The following is a 15,486-nucleotide window of genomic DNA, read 5'->3' on the forward strand; positions in this document are numbered from 1 at the left end:
AGCGGGCTTGCCCCGCGATGGCTCAGGGTTGCCTGATCCGACGCCATCGCGGGGCAAGCCCGCTCCCACGCTCCCATTGCGATCGTGAAATCTGCGATATACCTGACCTGCAACTGTCGTCAGCCACGGGGTCCCATGCACAACCTGTTCACCGAAGCCAGCGCCCACGCCGGCCTTGCCCGCACCGTCGAGCAGATCGGCCAGCCGCGCTTCTGGCGCCAGTTGATCCTGCTGCTGCAGCAATGGCTGGCATTCGACAACGCCCTGGCGATGTTCTACCCCCGTACCGGGCTGCCCCGGGCCCTGGAAATTTTCGACGCGCGGGGTGAAGGCAACCCCGAGGCCATGGCCCTGTACCTGAGCGGCCTGTACCAGCTCGACCCGTTCTACCAGGCCTGCCAGGAGCGTATCGGCGATGGCCTGCATCGCCTGGAAGAAGTGGCGCCGGACCAGTTCCGCCAGAGCGAGTACTACCTCAAGTACTTCCACGACCATGTCCTGGAGGACGAGGTGCAGTTCATCGTCCAGCTCGGCGACAGCGGCGCCCTGTCCCTGTCGCTGGGCCGGCGCGAACGCTTCGACAGCGCCAGCCACGGCCTGCTGGCGCTGGTCTGTCCGTGGGTGGTCGCGCTGATGGCCCAGCACTGGCAGCAGCACAGCCTGCGCGCCGCCCCCGTGGCCGGCATGGCCCATCAAGTGCGCGACGCCATGAGCCTGTTCGGCGCCAAGGTGCTGTCGGAGCGCGAGCTGGAGATCGCCCGGCTTGTCCTGCGCGGTTATTCATCGAAAGCCATGGCCGAGCGGCTGGCCATTTCACCGGAGACCATCAAGGTGCACCGCCGGCACCTGTACGCCAAGCTGGACATCTCGTCGCAACCGGAGCTGTTCTCATTGTTCCTGCAGTCGCTGGGGCACGATCCGCAGGACCCTTGAGCCTGTCACTGGCGCAACCGCCCCAGGGCCTCCAGCACATGCCCGGTCGCCCGCTCCACCTCACCTTCACGGCAGGCAATGCCCAGCTGGCGCCACAAGCCAGGTCGCAACGGCCGTTGGGCGATACGCGCCTGCGGCTGGCGCACCTCACCTTCCTGCGGCAGCAAGGTGGCGCCGTAGCCGGCAGCCACCAGGCTCTTGATCGCATCGTTGTAGTTCAGCTCGATCCGCGGTTCGGGGTACAGCCCCGCCGTGGCGAACCACTCCGAGGTGACTCGCGACAGCTGGGTGGTGCTGTCGTTGAGAATCAGCGCCCTGCCGGCCAGCCAGGCCGGGGTGACCCGCGCCGGAGGCTGCCAGTCGGCGGGCACATAGGCCATGATCGGGTCGCGCCGCCAGGGCGTGATCCTCAAGCCCTTGCCCGCCACTTGCGGCAGCGCTACCAGGCCGATGTCCAGGGTGCCTTCGCGCAGACGCGCCAGGGAGGCCTGGGAGGTGAGCACCTGCACCTGCACGTCGATCCCCGGATGATCCACCCGCAGGGTTTCCAGGGCCTGGGGTAACAGGTGGGCGATGGCGCCGGTCGAGGCGCCGAGGCGCACCCGGCCGGTCAGGCCCTCGACCTGCCGGCGCACCTCGTCCAGCGCCTGGTCGGCATCGGCCAGCAGACGCCGGGCGCGGGCCAGCAGCGTCGCGCCGATGGTCGTGGGGCGAACCTGGCCGCGCGTGCGGGTGAGCAATGGGGCACCGATGCGCGCCTCCAGTTCGGCCACATGCAGGCTGATGGTCGGGGGCGCCAGGTTGAGCTGGCGGGCGGCATCGGCAAAGGACGCGCGGTCGGCGATCACCACCAGGGTGCGCAGGCGGTCGAGGCTGATTTCTCGCATGAGGCTTCTCAAGGGCAGGAGCGGCTATCAATTCAGAATTACTGAACGTGACCATCATGATATTCAAATTTTCTTTCGTCCAGTGAGCGGCGAGGATTAGCCATCACTCTCTTCACCGGACATTCGACATGCACCACCCCCTCGTCTTCATCGATGGCGACCAAGGCACCACCGGCCTGCAGATCCACGCCCGCCTGCACGGCCGCGATGACCTGCGCCTGCTGACCCTGCCCGAGGCCGAGCGCAAAGACCCGGCTCGCCGCAGCGAGGCGATCAACAGCGCCGACATTGCCCTGCTCTGCCTGCCCGACGAAGCCGCCCGCGAGGCCGTGGCCACCCTGCGCAACCCGGCGGTGCGGGTGATCGACGCCAGCTCCGCGCACCGTACCGCGCCGGGCTGGGTCTACGGCCTGCCAGAGTTGAACGCCGAGCAGGCCGAACGCATCGCCACGGCCAGCCGGGTCAGCAACCCCGGTTGCTACCCTACCGGCGCCATCGCCCTGCTGCATCCGCTGGTCAAGGCCGGGCTGCTGCCCGCCGACTACCCGCTGAGCATCCATGCCATTTCCGGCTACTCCGGCGGTGGCCGTGCTGCGGTCGAGCGCCATGAACAACGCAGCGATGATTACCTGCCGACGCTGCAGTTGTACGGCCTGGAACTGGCCCACAAGCATGTACCGGAGATCCAGCGACACGCCGGGCTCAGCGCCAGGCCGCTGTTCGTCCCGGGCTATGGCGACTATCGCCAGGGCATCGTGCTGAGCATCCCTCTGCAGCTGCGCCTGCTGCCCGGGGTCAGCGCCGAGCAGCTGCAGGCCTGCCTGGAACAGCACTACCAGGGTGCCCGGCACGTGCAGGTCATGCCCCTGCACCAGCACGACGCAGCCGCGGCGCTCGACCCGCAGGCGCTGAACGACAGCAATGACCTGCGCCTGGCCCTGTACGCCAACCCCGAGCACGGCCAGGTGCTGCTGACCGCAGTGTTCGACAACCTGGGCAAGGGCGCGTCGGGCGCCGCCGTGCAGAACCTCGACCTGATGCTGGCTGGGCTGCGCTAGCATCTGCGGGTAGAATGGACACCCGCCTCGTCCGGGGCGGGTGTTTCACACCTTGCCGGAGTTCCACCCGCGATGTTCATCCTCCGCCGCCTCGACGGCGTGCCGCCCGAATCCTTCCAGAACCAGATCCGCCAGTTGGTGATCGACCATGTCGGTCAGCTCAGCAGCGTCGCCATCAGCCCGGACAACCCGCTGTACCCGCTGTACCAGTACGGTGTCGGCCTGGAGGTGCACCAGTACCTGATGGCCCTGGACGGCACCCGCGGCCTGCGGGTCGAACTCACCCTCGCCCTGGATGCCGACGCGCCGGACCAGTTGCTCGGCTTTGCCCTGGTACTGCCGGCCCAGGACAACCCGCAAGCCTGCGCCCTGGCCTACCTCGCCGTGGACGCCAGCCACCGCCGCCAAGGCATCGCCCGTGGCCTGCTGGATGCCGTGCGTGGCCGCTATGCCTGTGTCGAGCTGAGCGCCTTCGCCCAGCAAGTGCCGTGGTTCGAGAACATGGGCCTGCAGGTAGTCGCCAGCGCCGGGCCGCAGGTATTGATGAGCAGCACCGGCAAAGCCAGCGACGCACTGATCGGGCGGCTGGACATCGCGCCGATCTACCAGACCGTCGAGGTGCGGCAGATCCATGCCTACCTGCTCAAGCAGCAGGGCGAAGCAGCGATGGTCGAGGCCGAACGGCTGCGCGACGTACGGCTGGATACGCTGGCCGAACAAGCTAGGGCATGCGTCAGCGAACGCAAGCGCGTGCACTGAAGGGTTCAGCCCTTGATGGCTTTCTCGATGGCGGCGATATCGATCCTGCCCATCTGCAGCATCGCCTCGAACGCCCGCTTCGCCACGGCGCGATCGGCGCTGGCAACGGCGTCAGTGAGTATCCGTGGACTGATCTGCCAGGACAGGCCCCATTTGTCTTTGCACCAGCCACAGACACTTTCACTGCCACCATTGCCGACGATGGCGTTCCAGTAGCGGTCGGTCTCTTCCTGGCTGTCGGTCGCCACCTGGAACGAGAACGCCTCGCTGTGACTGAACGCCTTGCCGCCGTTCAAGCCAATGCAGGGCACGCCCATCACGGTGAACTCCACCGTGAGCACATCGCTCGCCTTGCCCGAGGGGTAATCGGCGGGAGCCTTGTGCACCGCGGTCACGCGGCTGTCGGGAAAGGTACTGGCATAGAAGTTCGCCGCGTCCTCGGCGTCGTTGTCGTACCACAGGCAAACAGTGTTCTTGGCGGTCATGGGCACTCTCCTGGGCGGGTCTCACTGCCCACGAGTCTAGCCCCCGGATCCACCCGCCCCGGGCAAGCGCGATCAACGGCTGGGCAGTCAGCTCTGCTGGCTCAGGAGGCGACACGTTCGGCTTGCACGGCCTCAGCGTGGCGCTGGCTGAACGCCAGGTAGTAACCGTTGCAGTCGCGAAGGCCGAACTCGCGAGAGCCATAGGGCGTGTCCTGCAATGGCCAGGCGATGTCGGCCTGCTCACGGACTTTGGCGTAGTAGCCCTCGACGTCCTCGATCACCAGGTAGAAGGTGCCGGCGCAACCTGGCGATTGCCGCCACAGGTCCTGCTCGGTGAAGAGCAGGCTGCAGTCATGCAACTGCACGGTGAGGGTCGACTGCGCGGTGTCGGTGACCGTGAACTGCAGCACGTCACGATAGTGACGGCGGGTAGCTTCGAGGTCGGTGCAACGCAAAAGCGGGGCAACAGGCATACGGGCCTCTTCGGCGGGTGTTCGCGTTGCCGCGGATCATCGCCGTAAACACCGGCAGCGGCAAGGTGCTGTATCCCCGGATTGCTCGCCATCTGTGTCTAACGGCAATTGTCCGCCACGCCTAGGATCGAGGCCTGCAACCAAGGAGCTACCATGAACGAACTGCCAACCACCGGCGACTTTCCCGGGCTGGTCCTGCGCCGCTTGCTGCCAAGCGACCTAGCCATGGTCTGCGCCCATCGCGAGGCCATGTTCCTGGAGGCCGGTGGCGACACTCTGAGCCTGCAGACCATGACCGAACACTTCCGGCCCTGGCTGCAACCGCGCCTGGCCGATGGTCGCTACTACGGTTTCGTGCTGCTGGATGACGAGCAGCCGGTGGCGGCCATCGGCCTGATGTCGATCGACTGGCCGCCGCACCCGGCGCATCCCTGTCACGACCAGCGCGGCTATGTGCTCAATGTCTACGTGGAGCCTTCCCATCGCCGCCGGGGACTGGCTTCGCAACTGATGCGTCTGGCCGAGGCCGAGTTCACCCGGCGCGGCCTGGATTTTGCCGTCCTGCATGCCACCGAGGTGGGCCGCCCGGTCTATGCCGGCCTGGGCTGGGCGCCGACCGCGGAAATGGCCAAGCACCTCGGCTGAGCTCAAGTCATCCGCGCAAGCGCCGATACCTCTCGTGCATCCGCCCGGATGCATGATTGTGCAGTTACTCAAGGAAGATTCATGTCGCGTCACAACCTGCCAGCGCTGCTGGTACTGTCAATGTTCCTGTCGCTTGCCGGCTGCAATGGCCTGCCCCGCTCCACCACCGACAACGCCCCACCACTGGGCCCGGTGCTGCCGGACAGCGAAACGCGCACTACCTGGATCACCCAGGCCCTCGCCCTGGACCCGCTAGCCAGCCAGGACCGCCAACCGCCACCGCGCCAGAGCAACGCGCAGATCGTCGCCAAGCTGCGCCAGAAACGCGATATTCAGCTGCCGGACGCCTACTGGAGCCAATGGCAGCACAACCTCGATACCTTCGATGCCGACACCGCGCGCCACAAGGAAACGCAGCGCGCCCTCTACATCGCCACCTTCACCGACCAGCTCAAGCGCGCCGACGACCTCACCCTGCAACGCCTGGCCAATGCCCCCGACAGCCTGGACGCGGCCAGCCGCGAGGCCTGGAAGGTCCGCCTGATCGACCGCTACAGCCGCTACATCATCGATAGCGAAGTGACCCGCGACATCATCGACGCCCACCTGCGGCGCATGGCGCTGATGGACCGGCAGTACGGTGTCTGCGCCCAGGACAGCGACTGCTGGGACCGCACACCCACGCCGTGATATTTGACGCTGGGCGGCCCAGCGTCCAAGGTTGTTGCTCCCCATCGATCCGGAGTTCTACATGCATTTCGACCTGATCCAGTCCCTGAGCCTGGCCGGCAAGACCGATGTGCCCAATGACGACCGCGTCGGCAGTGCCGACCGTCATGCCTGGGTGATCGACGGCGCCACCGACCTCGGCGCCCCCGGCCTGCTGGGTGAGCGCGGTGGCGCGGCCTGGCTTTCGGCCACGGCCCAACGCGCCTTCGCCATGGCGTCGGGGCCGCTGCGCAAGGTCTGCGAGTCAGTCTTCGACTCGATCGGCCAAGCCTATCTGCAAGACCGTCAACGCGAGCCCGTGGCCGCCTGGGAGTTGCCACGTGCCGCCTTTGCCGCCGTGGCGCTGGAAGGCGAAGAGCTGGTCTGTGCGCACCTGGCCGATTGCGTGGTGCTGCACCGCAGCGTGCGCGGCATTCACTTCCTCACCCCGGAGCCCGACCGCGAGGCCGAACGCGCAGAAGCCGCGGCGCTGGGTCCCGGCACCGGCGCCCACGGCGTGCGCACCCCGGCCGTGCTGTCCGATCGCCGTGTCGCTCGCGAGCGCCCCCGGGCCGTGCTCGGCGTCGATGCCGAGCTGTCCCGCGAGGGCACCCTCTACAGCCGTGCACCGGTGGCCTTGGGTGACGATGTCCTGCTGCTGAGCGACGGTTTCGCGGCGCTGTTCGACACCTACCGGGCCTATGACCCGGCAGGCTTCTTCGAGCGCCTGCAAAGCCACGGTCTCGATGACCTGGCACGGACACTGCGCGGTATCGAGCAGGACGATGCCGCGTGCCTGCGCTACCCGCGGTTCAAGATGGGGGACGACGCCTCGGCGATCTGGTTGCGGGTTGGTTAAGTCCCCGCGAGCCAGGCCAAGCGTTTGTGCAGAAAATAGCGACTATGCCCGGGCGGGAAGTCGGCCAGCTCGCCGAACACCTCGAACCCCAACTTGCGGTAGAAGTCCGGCGCCTGGAAGCTGAAGGTATCCAGCCAGATTCCGCAACAACCCTTCTCCCTGGCCAGCGCCTCGGCCTGGGCCATCAGTTCGCGCCCGGTGCCCTGCCCGCGCATCCGCTCGGGCACCACCAGTAGCTCGACGAACAACCAGCCCCCGCCGAGCCTTGCGTAGAGGCCACCGACGATTTCATCGCTGTCGGGATCGCGCAGCGTCCAGGCGACGGTAGCCGCGCCGGGGGAACCGATCACCGCATCGTTGAAGGCGCGCAAGGGTTTGAGAATCGCATCGTGATGCAGGTGGGTGGCCTGGTCGGTGAAATCGATCGTCAGCGTCATGGCAGGTCGTCCGGTTGACCACGAAAGAAAAGGCACCCGAAGGTGCCTGTCTACTTACCTCACGGCTGGAAGCGCGTGCCGCACGCGTGGCATAGCCAGGTGCGGCGCCATTCTTCCAGCTTGTCGTACTGAGCGACGTTGAACTTCCAGTGACGCACAAATCCGATCACGCCGACAGTGGCGAGTGTGGCCCCGATGAAGAACCTCGTCCAATCGACGCCCCAGTAGGTATTAATCAGCTTGAGGCCATCGTAGAGGATGATGACACCTACTCCGGTCATGATCACAGGCCCCAATAGGCGTTTGCCCGGGGGCGGACCTACGCTGGCAGCCAGATCGGTCTGCTGCCGACCAGTCGTTTCGACCGTGACAGGGCCATAGCCGGAGGTGGTCTGGTGGGTTGCTTGAATGCGGGTTGTACCCGCGGCGTGAATCACCGAGAGCAGCTGGACATTTTGGCCTTGGCAGTGCGGGCAGCAGATGGCGTTGTTGCTCACCACGTAATCATTCCTTTGAGGGGTGAAAGCCGGGCATTCTAAGGCAATTGCAGGCCTCAACGCACTACGCGAAGTTATCCGAGCGATACAGGATTAAATTTCCTTCACGTTACGCCCTTTGGATATAAGGCATTCGACAGCCGTTCGACCATACTCCAGAGATGTTTTCCGCGTTTTGGTGAGTTTCAGAAAGTGGCGAAACCCAATGAAATCAGGGGTTTCGCCCCGCTGAAAAACTCTGCGCCACACGCAAAAACACGATCATTGGTACAAAAATTGGTACGAGTTACATCCCCTCCCGCGGCGACATGCGGACCACGATCCGTCCTGGCTCGTCCCTCTCCCACTCCTCTGCAGATTCATACCTGAGCAGGCTGATGGCCCAGGCCTCTTCATGCTCAAGTAGCGCCCAGGTCCTGGCTGCTTCGGTCAGCTCCAACATGTCGGAAAGCACGCCGGCATCTATCTCTCGTCGGCGGCTGGCGGCATAGGCCATTTCGTTAAGCACTGCGGCGCGCCCGTCCGGGTCTGTGACCAGGGCGGGGCCGTCGTATAGCTCGTCGAGCCACGGCTGCGGAATGCCGGCTGGCCTACTCAACACGGCACCACCACGACTGCGAGTACAGCACGCCTTCGATCTCTTCGAAGCCGGTGATGTTCATGCCCTGCTGAGCCATCCCGTTGACGCACGCGTCGTGCAGGCGCGGGATGATGTCGCCGCTGGGCGTTGGGTTGAACACCCAGGCCTCTATGCATGGCCGGCCGAGCACCTTGCTGTGGCCGTATTCGATGTGCACGTCTGCGCGCAGCGGCTTGATCTTCGCGAGCTGATCGTTAGGAATGGCGACGCCGCGCTCTCGGCGGCGGACAAGGAGGAAGTACATACGGCACCAATACTGTATATCGATACAGTATTTGACCATCCAAACGGAGGGTCAGGCCAGTACCGCCCGGCGCTTCAGTGGCGGACCAACGGCTGATGCCCGAGCGCGTAGAGCTGGTAGTCGGTCACAGCCTGGTAAGCGGACTCGGCGATTACACGAAGGCGCTCAACCTCTTCTGGCGAAACACCTGCGGCCTGGGCGTTGTGATAGAGGCGCAATGCTTCAGTAGCCTCGCTAATCAGCGGCTCACCCGCTTCTACCATTCCCTCTATGGTTCGCTTCACTGCTCTATCCTGGTGGCTTGACCAAGGAATTATACGACGCTTCGCAAGCCAGGCCAGCTACTCGGGCGCGGTCATACGCTGCCGCCAACTCTCCCGCTCGCGCATCAGCCCGTGCGAGCAGGTCGGAGAGCACCATGGCGGCGCGGCGGGCTGCCTTGCCTCGAGCGGCAATTGCGGGATCCTCGCCGGAACAACCGACGGTGGCAGCGAGCTTGCCGGCTTCATCGCGCAGCCGCTCGCCAGCAGCATCAGCCCCAGCAGCAGAGCTGTCGGCAATCGTTCGTTGTTCCTGAGCATGCGCCCTCACCTCCTCCTGCGCGTCGGCGCGCCGTTGCTCCTTTGTCCGCTCTCCGCGCTCGCCCAACACCTCGGCCAGGCGATCGCCGCTGTCCCGCAGCGCTGAGACTGCGGTGGCCTCGGCCCGCTCCACAGATCGACCGTGCTGGTAGACGAGCCAATACGACCCGACCACTGCTAGTAGTACGGCCACCCGCACGCCCCAGCTCTTCACGCTAACGCCCTCCGAAGGCCTTCCGCGAATACGGCCGTTGGGTACTCGTAGTTCGCGTTCTCGTGCTTGATGATCGCGTGCACCAGGCCGCCAAGGACCTGCTGGTTCTTGATGTCCTTGATCGGGTCGCTCGGGGCAAGGCCACAGCGCTGCGCCACGGTGCGGATGTAGGCATCGGTGTCGTTCTCCACCTCCGGCGCCCAGCGTTTGATGATCGCCGCAACAGTGCGCAGGCGGTGCTTGTTGTAGTAGGTCTGCAACAGCTTGCCGAGCGCACGAATCCCATTTTCCGGCGTATCAAAGATGCAGAATCGGCCGCCGGGCTCTTTACCGATCTGGCCAACCCAGTTGTTGGTGGAGTTGAAATCGATGTTTCCCGGGTTGCAATTGCGCACGCCGCGAGGGAGCAATTGAGTCATGGTTTTCTCCAGGCAAGAAAAAGCCCCGTCAGTGTGGGGCTTTATTGGGTTTGTTCGGCGATCCAGGGCGGTGCGGCGGGTCGGCGCTCTACCTCGGGGAAGTGTTCCGATTGGGGCCAGTCGCGCAGCGCCTGCAGGTACGCCAGTAGCTCATTGAACTGTTCACTAGTGAGGGTCGGGGTAACACCCAGGTCTACCTGGTCACGATGCCGGTCCCTGATCCACTGGATACCCAAAAGGGTGTTAACTCGCCAACCACGCTCACGTGCCTCTTTGAATTCCTCCGTATACTCCAACGTCAACTGGCCGTCTTCCAGCTTGATTTCTTGACCTGAGTTACGGCCAGCCACAAGCAACTGATATTCATCATCCGCCACCTCAATAGCATCTGGCGGAATATCTTTGTGAATACGAGAACTGTAGAAACAGCCTGTAGAAATACTAAACTTCATACTTTGCTTCATTGCATCACCCTACCTTCCAACTGCTAAAATCCAGCCCTTGCCACCACCGCCGAACGTTCCGCCAGCCGTCCAGACGTAACGGGTGTTGTCGACCACCTGAACAATGGTTCCGTAGCTTCCGGCAAAGCCATTAATGGTTCCAACCTCAAGTTGCAACCACCCACCGAACGCGACGTTCGGGAAAGGCACGGGAAAGTATCGATAGTCAGTGGCAGAATTGGACTCATCACTGTAAGCCCACTGAAACATAAAACCGCCAAGCCAGGTCGGCAACTTGACAAAACCATTCGAGCCAAACGTGTAAGAGAATCCGGCGACGAGGTACGCAGGGGCCACAGCAAGATAGCCTGAAGCCCCGGTCACCACCTCATTCAACGTGGCGAAGCGACAAAAACCAGCAACCGTTTCGCTTGCAGCCTTTAGCTTTGCAGCAACATAGTAAGCAAGGCCAGCGACGCTTACCCACTTCGCGGGCGTTACGCCTGCATCAAGTTCAGGAACCGTAGCCTCCATGCTGGAGTCGATGATACGCGACGCTGTGTAAGCAGGGGTTCCAACAGCCCAGGTCCGTACATATGCTTTACCATCTTGAACACTAAGCGCCACTGCCTCTTTAGAGGCATTGTGCTTTTTCCAGTCAACCCCGTCCCAATAAGCATTCTGACAAACGCTTGACTCAAGCTGAGAACTGACAAACGCATAGTTGGTTCCGTGAAGATCGTAGCTACCGTAGGGCAGCGGGTTCACATTTGGAATGGCATCAGTAATGCCGTAACCGGCAAGTGTGGTGGATTTGTTGGCCTTGCCGGATAACGCGCTATCGATGTACGTCTTTGAATAAACGTCCTGATTGTTGGCTTTACCCGAGAGCGCGTTATCAATGAAAGTTTTGGTGTAGGCGTCATTGATGCCATAGCCACCCAGCGTTGTGGGGTTCGTACCACCGGTTACCCGGCCCATCGTATCGACTGTCACCTGCCGGTAGCTACCGGCCGCAACGCCGGTTTTGCCGAACAGCATGCCGAAGGTCAGCTGCGTGGTCCCCACCTGCGGCGGCTGGGTGTTGCTCAGCTGCCACATCGTTCCTGCGTAGGCCGTGCCCGCTTGGACGATGATCAGATGCCCCGGCGTGCATTCGGCGTCGTCATTGGCGTCGAGCGCACGCGGCCAAGCGGCGGCGGACGCGGTGTAGATCCAGTTCTGCGCGGCGTTGGCTTGGTCTTTCACCAGCACCCGATCACCGGCCACCAGGGCCACGCCGTCAATCGTCTGCAGGCCCGACAGGGCAATCGGCCCGGTAGTGGCCGCACGCACAGCGCGCTTTACGTCGCTGGCCGCAAGGCCCTGAATCGCCTGCAGCAGCTGCGCGCTGTCGTCTTCGCTGGGCGTGAGCCCTGCAGCCTTGATCACGGCCAACAGTTCGTCAGTGACCGCGTTACCCCAGGTCGCGGGGATCAGCGAACCAGGCTGGCCGGTACTGGCGTTCTCGTCAGCGAACTTGCCGCCCACCAGACCGATACCGGGTGTACGTTTCGGGTAGTCCATATCGCGTTATCCGTAGTTGATTGTTTCAAGGGTGTGCGCCGGGGCGGCGCGGCTGACCAAGCATTCCAAGGCGCCATTGGCAGCGCCGCCGAAGGTCTGCCCCCAATGGCTGAAGCCGAAGCGGCTGCCCTGGGCCAGACGCGCCCCTGTCTCCAGGGTCCACATGAATTGAGCACTCCAGGTGCCGAAACGGGCCGAGCCGAATCGCGACCGGCCGAAGCGCGGCGCTCGGTGCTCGATCACGCGGGCATTGCGGTAGCCCAGCGAGAAAGCCAGTTCAACGAAATAGGCCGGCGTCTGCCCGCCCACTTCCAGCAGCCGGCGGCGCACGGCCAGTTGCCGATCAGCAAATGCCGGCGAATCGCCCATGCAGGGGTCAGGCAGGTGCATGACCCGCTCCCAATCGGGGACCAGCTCGCGCACCGTGGCAGGCTCGCTCTCGGCCAGCAGGTCGGCGGCGCGGCGGTCCTCGGTGGCCAGCTCTCGGGCCGCCACCTGCAGCACCTGGTCGACACCCGGGTTGAACTCGCGATCCCAGGCCGGCCCCGGCGGCAGCAGCGTGCACAAGTGGGCGTAGTAGTCCTGCTCCGTCCTCACGACCACAGCACACCCCCATAGGTCAGCAGCTCATTAGGGGCCGCCTGCACGTCGCCGGCGGGGCTGATGACCTTGTGATCACGCTCGCCCGTGGCGCCGCTGATGGCCTCGGCAATGTGGGTGGCCAGCAGCGAGGCGCCCAGCTCCGATTCACGGTTGTGCAGGTCCACCAGGGCGGCTTCCACGGCGCGCCGTACCACGCTGCTGTCCGGGGTGACCGATAGCTGGTACTGCACCGGTTTCTCTGCCGGCGGCAGCACGTACACCTCGGCCGTGACGGGCTGCTCCTGCTTGATGTACGCCGCCACGGCCGCCAGGGCCTCGGCGTTCGGGATGATGTCGATATCGCCATCACGCACGAAGAACACCCCCACCGTGCCCGGCCCCACCCAACGCCGCACGACCCAGGCCCGGGTCACCCCGGCGACCTCCAGCGCCCAGGTCTCGTAATCGCTCTTGCTGCCGCCGTGGGCAATGACGCGGTACGAGCGAATCACCCGAGCGCGCAGAGCCTCGATACTCTCCTGCTCGGTGCCACGGGTCAGGCCCGGCGCTGCCACGGTGAACGTGTCATTGACGCCCAGCACCGGCGACACCAGGCGCAGCTGCGTGCCGGCGGGCGTGTTGCCCAGCTCGCCCGGCTCCAGGGCCTCGACCTGGGCGACGCCTTCGGTGCTGCTCAGCTTGACCGAAGCCCGCACCCTGAACAGCACCTGGTCATCGCGCTGCAGCAGCGTGCCGGCATCGAGCAGCGCCGAGACGGCGCCGGTGAAAGTGACCACCCCGCTTGCCTTCACGGCCTCCAGGCGGCCGCGCTTAAGCCGTGCCTGGGCCATGCGCAACAGCGTTTCGTCATCGGCCGTGTCCGGCAGGATCTGGTCAGCGATGTAACGCTGATGGCCGTAGCGGCCGGATGATGCCGCGCCCAGCACGCGGGCCAGCACCTCGGCGTCAGAGCGGACCAGGGCGCTACCGCCGGCGAGGTCGGCCTGTGCCCTGGCCACCAGAGCGGGCAATGTTGGGATTTCAAACGGCATTGATCACCTGCCACAGGTTGTCTAGTTGAACATCGATCACGGGGCCGTCGCGCAGGCCGACCCGCACCTGCATGTCGAGGCGGTCGACCTTGCGCGACGCCGTTACCGTAACGGCGCTCACCCGGTCGTCATCCACCGCCCACTGCAGCGCCTCGCGGGCGAACGCCTCGGCCGTGCGCACCGTGTCGTCAGTCAGCGTGCGCCGGCGCAGCTGCCACAGGCGTGACCCGATGCGGTCATTGGCCAGGGTCGGGAACGTATCGCCCCACCAGCCGTAACGCTGGTCGTCGTCCAGCAGGTCGCCGGCCTCGGCGCGCCGCCAGGTCAACAGGCTGATCACCACGGCGCGCTGCCAGGCGCGTTCGGATTCGGCATCGAGCAGCGTCATGCGGTCACCACCGGCTTACCGCTCTGCTGGTTACCCTTCGTCACGCCCTCATGCGGGTGGTTGACCTGGCTGACGCCAGCGGCGATCTGGTCGCCCTGCGACACAATCTGGCCCGTGGTGCGGATCACCGGCGTGTCAAACTCCACGGCCGTCTCGGCCTTGACCTTAAGCGTCAGCGTCTGGATCTCGATCACGCGGCCGCGCTTGAAGTGCAGGCGGTCGCCCTCGTCGGTGTAAATAGCCACCTCACCGCTCTTGAGCGCCTGCAGGCGAAAGCGCCGGTCGGCGACGCAGACGACCACCCCATGGGAGCGGTCGCCGCCCAGGAACGCCGCCAGGGCCTCGGCGCCGGGCAGCGGGTTGGACGTAAAGCCGTAGGGCTCGAAGTGCTCCATGCCGTCTTTCACTTCGTCGGCGGTCAGGCGCATCTGCAGGCCCTGCAGCTTGCGGCCGGCATCGACCAGGGCGACCACGCCCCGGGCGAGAAAATTTCTCATGGGTCTCATTGGCCAGGCTTCCAGTCAGCGGGGATCAGGTATTCGAAGTTGTCGGCCTTGCCGCCCTTCTTGAGCTTGCGCGACTTGTGCGGGTCTTTCGGCTCGGGGTCGAAGCCATCCGGCGGGCCTACTACGATGTTGGCCACGGTGCCGGCGTCATCGAGCACATACTCGATTTCGCTGATGAGCATGTCGCGGTCGATACCGATCAGCGGGTCGACCACGCGCACGATCATGTTCGGCACCCACAGGGCGCCGGTGGACTGCCGCCAGCCCTGGATCTTGTAACGCAGGGTCAACGCCTTCCCCATCCGGCTGCCGCGCTCCCAGTTGGCCCGCGCCTGGGCCAGCTCCGGGGTCATCTGGCCGCTTTCGTGAATCAGCAGTACCCGGCGCCGTGTGGCACGCGGATCGGTGACGCCGGCCTTCACCTCGCTGGCCTTCTCGCCGTAGTCGGTGTCGGTGCCCGAGCGCTGGCCGGTGACGCGGTACTCGGAAAACACCCCCGAGAAATCCAGCTCCGCGCTACCGGTCAGCAGGTTCTGCCCCAGTTCCAGGCGATCGATGGCGCGGCCGGCGCTGCCCGGCTTGATGATCACCACCCGCCCCCGGGCATCATCGGTCGACAGCAGTCGCGAAAGCGTCAGCAGGCGGTCGATGGACTCGAAGGCAGTTTCGCCCGGTTCAATCTGGTGGTCGGCCAGCTTGGTGGTTTCCGCCACCTCGCTCAGCACGCGCACCCCATAAGGCTCGGCCAAGGCCTGCACGATCTTCTGCACGCTCTGCCCGCGCCACTGGCCGGGCTTGTTCACCGCCGAGCAGTCCACCAGGTCGGCGGTCAGCGAGCGGCCGACGACCGACCGTTCTACGCTGCGGGCGTCGTAGCTGATCGGCGTACCGAACACCCAGCCCGTCAGCACCAGGTCGGCGCCGATGCGAACTTCGCAGCGGTCGCCCTGGCGCACCGGGATTTCCTGCACCTGGCCCGGCCAGCTCCAGGTTACGCCCAGGCGGAAATCCCGGGCCTGGCGTTCGATGCCGGCACTGATGCTGACTTTCTTCCAGCCGCGATAGTCCAGGCCGTTCACGCTCAGCGTGACAGTATTTTGGTTGTCCATG

General features: G+C 64.8%; 23 protein-coding genes. 6 read left to right on the forward strand and 17 right to left on the reverse strand.

Annotated elements, in window-relative coordinates; translation table 11 throughout:
- The first annotated feature begins 135 nt into the window (after nucleotides 1-135).
- Complete coding sequence (locus tag ABZO33_RS23680; RefSeq protein WP_414538016.1) at nucleotides 136-933, forward strand: helix-turn-helix transcriptional regulator; 798 nt, start codon at nucleotides 136-138, stop codon at nucleotides 931-933.
- A 5-nt stretch (nucleotides 934-938) separates the two neighbouring features.
- On the opposite strand, the gene ABZO33_RS23685 is transcribed toward ABZO33_RS23680, so the two are convergent.
- Entirely contained in the window at nucleotides 939-1,820 is an 882-nt protein-coding gene (locus ABZO33_RS23685; RefSeq protein WP_414538017.1) for a LysR family transcriptional regulator, read from the reverse strand.
- 128 nt (nucleotides 1,821-1,948) lie between these two features.
- Between ABZO33_RS23685 and argC the strand changes: the two genes are divergently transcribed.
- Both argC and ABZO33_RS23695 read left to right on the forward strand, forming a co-directional pair.
- Nucleotides 1,949-2,878 carry an N-acetyl-gamma-glutamyl-phosphate reductase gene (gene argC / locus ABZO33_RS23690; protein ID WP_414538018.1) on the forward strand — a complete coding sequence of 310 codons (930 nt, stop codon included), beginning with the start codon at nucleotides 1,949-1,951 and terminating at the stop codon, nucleotides 2,876-2,878.
- 72 nt (nucleotides 2,879-2,950) lie between these two features.
- Nucleotides 2,951-3,637 carry a GNAT family N-acetyltransferase gene (locus tag ABZO33_RS23695; RefSeq protein ID WP_414538019.1) on the forward strand — a complete coding sequence of 229 codons (687 nt, stop codon included), beginning with the start codon at nucleotides 2,951-2,953 and terminating at the stop codon, nucleotides 3,635-3,637.
- 5 nt (nucleotides 3,638-3,642) lie between these two features.
- Here the strand turns inward: ABZO33_RS23695 and ABZO33_RS23700 are convergent, their stop codons facing one another.
- Nucleotides 3,643-4,122 (reverse strand): VOC family protein, encoded by a 480-nt coding sequence (locus ABZO33_RS23700; protein WP_414538020.1) that lies wholly within the window; start codon nucleotides 4,120-4,122, stop codon nucleotides 3,643-3,645.
- Between the two features lie 101 nt (nucleotides 4,123-4,223).
- The gene (locus tag ABZO33_RS23705) at nucleotides 4,224-4,595 is read right to left on the reverse strand and encodes a VOC family protein (protein ID WP_414538021.1); all 372 of its coding nucleotides are present in this window, start codon (nucleotides 4,593-4,595) and stop codon (nucleotides 4,224-4,226) included.
- A gap of 153 nt (nucleotides 4,596-4,748) precedes the next feature.
- On the opposite strand from ABZO33_RS23705, the gene ABZO33_RS23710 reads away from it, so the two are divergent.
- The 3 genes from ABZO33_RS23710 to ABZO33_RS23720 all read left to right on the forward strand — a co-directional run bounded on the left by ABZO33_RS23710 (nucleotide 4,749) and on the right by ABZO33_RS23720 (nucleotide 6,807).
- Nucleotides 4,749-5,240, forward strand: a complete 492-nt coding sequence (locus ABZO33_RS23710; protein WP_414538022.1) for a GNAT family N-acetyltransferase — start codon at nucleotides 4,749-4,751, stop codon at nucleotides 5,238-5,240.
- 81 nt (nucleotides 5,241-5,321) lie between these two features.
- Complete coding sequence (locus ABZO33_RS23715) at nucleotides 5,322-5,930, forward strand: hypothetical protein (RefSeq protein ID WP_414538023.1); 609 nt, start codon at nucleotides 5,322-5,324, stop codon at nucleotides 5,928-5,930.
- Nucleotides 5,931-5,991: 61 nt separating this feature from the next.
- On the forward strand, nucleotides 5,992-6,807 hold the full coding sequence (locus ABZO33_RS23720; protein ID WP_414538024.1) for a protein phosphatase 2C domain-containing protein: 816 nt from the start codon (nucleotides 5,992-5,994) through the stop codon (nucleotides 6,805-6,807).
- On the opposite strand, the gene ABZO33_RS23725 is transcribed toward ABZO33_RS23720, so the two are convergent.
- From ABZO33_RS23725 to ABZO33_RS23790, 14 genes are all read right to left on the reverse strand, one after another.
- Nucleotides 6,804-7,244, reverse strand: coding sequence for a GNAT family N-acetyltransferase (locus ABZO33_RS23725; protein WP_414538025.1), 441 nt, complete (start codon nucleotides 7,242-7,244; stop codon nucleotides 6,804-6,806). The two genes, ABZO33_RS23720 and ABZO33_RS23725, sit on opposite strands and share 4 nt — an antisense overlap.
- 59 nt (nucleotides 7,245-7,303) lie before the next feature.
- The gene (locus tag ABZO33_RS23730) at nucleotides 7,304-7,741 is read right to left on the reverse strand and encodes a hypothetical protein (protein WP_414538026.1); all 438 of its coding nucleotides are present in this window, start codon (nucleotides 7,739-7,741) and stop codon (nucleotides 7,304-7,306) included.
- A gap of 286 nt (nucleotides 7,742-8,027) precedes the next feature.
- Complete coding sequence (locus ABZO33_RS23735; protein ID WP_414538027.1) at nucleotides 8,028-8,339, reverse strand: hypothetical protein; 312 nt, start codon at nucleotides 8,337-8,339, stop codon at nucleotides 8,028-8,030.
- Nucleotides 8,332-8,625, reverse strand: coding sequence for a hypothetical protein (locus ABZO33_RS23740; protein ID WP_414538028.1), 294 nt, complete (start codon nucleotides 8,623-8,625; stop codon nucleotides 8,332-8,334). Before ABZO33_RS23740 ends, ABZO33_RS23735 begins: the two co-directional genes overlap by 8 nt.
- Nucleotides 8,626-8,699: 74 nt before the next feature.
- The gene (locus ABZO33_RS23745) at nucleotides 8,700-8,888 is read right to left on the reverse strand and encodes a hypothetical protein (protein WP_414538096.1); all 189 of its coding nucleotides are present in this window, start codon (nucleotides 8,886-8,888) and stop codon (nucleotides 8,700-8,702) included.
- A 25-nt stretch (nucleotides 8,889-8,913) separates the two neighbouring features.
- Nucleotides 8,914-9,420: a DUF2514 domain-containing protein gene (locus ABZO33_RS23750; RefSeq protein WP_414538029.1), complete on the reverse strand. Its 507-nt coding sequence runs from the start codon at nucleotides 9,418-9,420 to the stop codon at nucleotides 8,914-8,916.
- Nucleotides 9,417-9,839: a structural protein gene (locus ABZO33_RS23755; RefSeq protein ID WP_414538030.1), complete on the reverse strand. Its 423-nt coding sequence runs from the start codon at nucleotides 9,837-9,839 to the stop codon at nucleotides 9,417-9,419. The genes ABZO33_RS23750 and ABZO33_RS23755 overlap by 4 nt, the downstream gene beginning before the upstream one ends.
- 41 nt (nucleotides 9,840-9,880) lie before the next feature.
- Nucleotides 9,881-10,291: a phage tail protein gene (locus ABZO33_RS23760; RefSeq protein ID WP_414538031.1), complete on the reverse strand. Its 411-nt coding sequence runs from the start codon at nucleotides 10,289-10,291 to the stop codon at nucleotides 9,881-9,883.
- Between the two features lie 21 nt (nucleotides 10,292-10,312).
- A complete protein-coding gene (locus ABZO33_RS23765; RefSeq protein WP_414538032.1) occupies nucleotides 10,313-11,848 on the reverse strand; it encodes a phage tail protein in 1,536 nt (511 codons plus the stop codon).
- Between the two features lie 6 nt (nucleotides 11,849-11,854).
- Nucleotides 11,855-12,451, reverse strand: a complete 597-nt coding sequence (locus tag ABZO33_RS23770) for a YmfQ family protein (protein ID WP_414538033.1) — start codon at nucleotides 12,449-12,451, stop codon at nucleotides 11,855-11,857.
- Nucleotides 12,442-13,482 carry a baseplate J/gp47 family protein gene (locus ABZO33_RS23775; RefSeq protein ID WP_414538034.1) on the reverse strand — a complete coding sequence of 347 codons (1,041 nt, stop codon included), beginning with the start codon at nucleotides 13,480-13,482 and terminating at the stop codon, nucleotides 12,442-12,444. The genes ABZO33_RS23770 and ABZO33_RS23775 overlap by 10 nt, the downstream gene beginning before the upstream one ends.
- Complete coding sequence (locus tag ABZO33_RS23780; RefSeq protein ID WP_104444098.1) at nucleotides 13,472-13,870, reverse strand: phage GP46 family protein; 399 nt, start codon at nucleotides 13,868-13,870, stop codon at nucleotides 13,472-13,474. Before ABZO33_RS23780 ends, ABZO33_RS23775 begins: the two co-directional genes overlap by 11 nt.
- The gene (locus ABZO33_RS23785; RefSeq protein WP_414538035.1) at nucleotides 13,867-14,376 is read right to left on the reverse strand and encodes a phage baseplate assembly protein V; all 510 of its coding nucleotides are present in this window, start codon (nucleotides 14,374-14,376) and stop codon (nucleotides 13,867-13,869) included. Before ABZO33_RS23785 ends, ABZO33_RS23780 begins: the two co-directional genes overlap by 4 nt.
- Complete coding sequence (locus tag ABZO33_RS23790) at nucleotides 14,373-15,485, reverse strand: phage baseplate assembly protein (RefSeq protein ID WP_414538036.1); 1,113 nt, start codon at nucleotides 15,483-15,485, stop codon at nucleotides 14,373-14,375. The genes ABZO33_RS23785 and ABZO33_RS23790 overlap by 4 nt, the downstream gene beginning before the upstream one ends.
- Nucleotide 15,486: the final 1 nt, after the last annotated feature.

The sequence above is a fragment of the Pseudomonas sp. CAM1A genome (assembly GCF_047501685.1).
GTDB lineage: Bacteria > Pseudomonadota > Gammaproteobacteria > Pseudomonadales > Pseudomonadaceae > Aquipseudomonas.

Bases quoted from the DNA above. Each gene is read 5' to 3' on its own strand.
- ABZO33_RS23680 (WP_414538016.1), top strand. From the start codon at position 136: ATGCACAACCTGTTCACCGAAGCCAGCGCCCACGCCGGCCTTGCCCGC.
- ABZO33_RS23685 (WP_414538017.1), bottom strand. From the start codon at position 1,820: ATGCGAGAAATCAGCCTCGACCGCCTGCGCACCCTGGTGGTGATCGCC.
- argC (WP_414538018.1), top strand. From the start codon at position 1,949: ATGCACCACCCCCTCGTCTTCATCGATGGCGACCAAGGCACCACCGGC.
- ABZO33_RS23695 (WP_414538019.1), top strand. From the start codon at position 2,951: ATGTTCATCCTCCGCCGCCTCGACGGCGTGCCGCCCGAATCCTTCCAG.
- ABZO33_RS23700 (WP_414538020.1), bottom strand. From the start codon at position 4,122: ATGACCGCCAAGAACACTGTTTGCCTGTGGTACGACAACGACGCCGAG.
- ABZO33_RS23705 (WP_414538021.1), bottom strand. From the start codon at position 4,595: ATGCCTGTTGCCCCGCTTTTGCGTTGCACCGACCTCGAAGCTACCCGC.
- ABZO33_RS23710 (WP_414538022.1), top strand. From the start codon at position 4,749: ATGAACGAACTGCCAACCACCGGCGACTTTCCCGGGCTGGTCCTGCGC.
- ABZO33_RS23715 (WP_414538023.1), top strand. From the start codon at position 5,322: ATGTCGCGTCACAACCTGCCAGCGCTGCTGGTACTGTCAATGTTCCTG.
- ABZO33_RS23720 (WP_414538024.1), top strand. From the start codon at position 5,992: ATGCATTTCGACCTGATCCAGTCCCTGAGCCTGGCCGGCAAGACCGAT.
- ABZO33_RS23725 (WP_414538025.1), bottom strand. From the start codon at position 7,244: ATGACGCTGACGATCGATTTCACCGACCAGGCCACCCACCTGCATCAC.
- ABZO33_RS23740 (WP_414538028.1), bottom strand. From the start codon at position 8,625: ATGTACTTCCTCCTTGTCCGCCGCCGAGAGCGCGGCGTCGCCATTCCT.
- ABZO33_RS23745 (WP_414538096.1), bottom strand. From the start codon at position 8,888: ATGGTAGAAGCGGGTGAGCCGCTGATTAGCGAGGCTACTGAAGCATTG.
- ABZO33_RS23755 (WP_414538030.1), bottom strand. From the start codon at position 9,839: ATGACTCAATTGCTCCCTCGCGGCGTGCGCAATTGCAACCCGGGAAAC.
- ABZO33_RS23760 (WP_414538031.1), bottom strand. From the start codon at position 10,291: ATGAAGTTTAGTATTTCTACAGGCTGTTTCTACAGTTCTCGTATTCAC.
- ABZO33_RS23765 (WP_414538032.1), bottom strand. From the start codon at position 11,848: ATGGACTACCCGAAACGTACACCCGGTATCGGTCTGGTGGGCGGCAAG.
- ABZO33_RS23775 (WP_414538034.1), bottom strand. From the start codon at position 13,482: ATGCCGTTTGAAATCCCAACATTGCCCGCTCTGGTGGCCAGGGCACAG.
- ABZO33_RS23780 (WP_104444098.1), bottom strand. From the start codon at position 13,870: ATGACGCTGCTCGATGCCGAATCCGAACGCGCCTGGCAGCGCGCCGTG.
- ABZO33_RS23785 (WP_414538035.1), bottom strand. From the start codon at position 14,376: ATGAGACCCATGAGAAATTTTCTCGCCCGGGGCGTGGTCGCCCTGGTC.
- ABZO33_RS23790 (WP_414538036.1), bottom strand. From the start codon at position 15,485: ATGGACAACCAAAATACTGTCACGCTGAGCGTGAACGGCCTGGACTAT.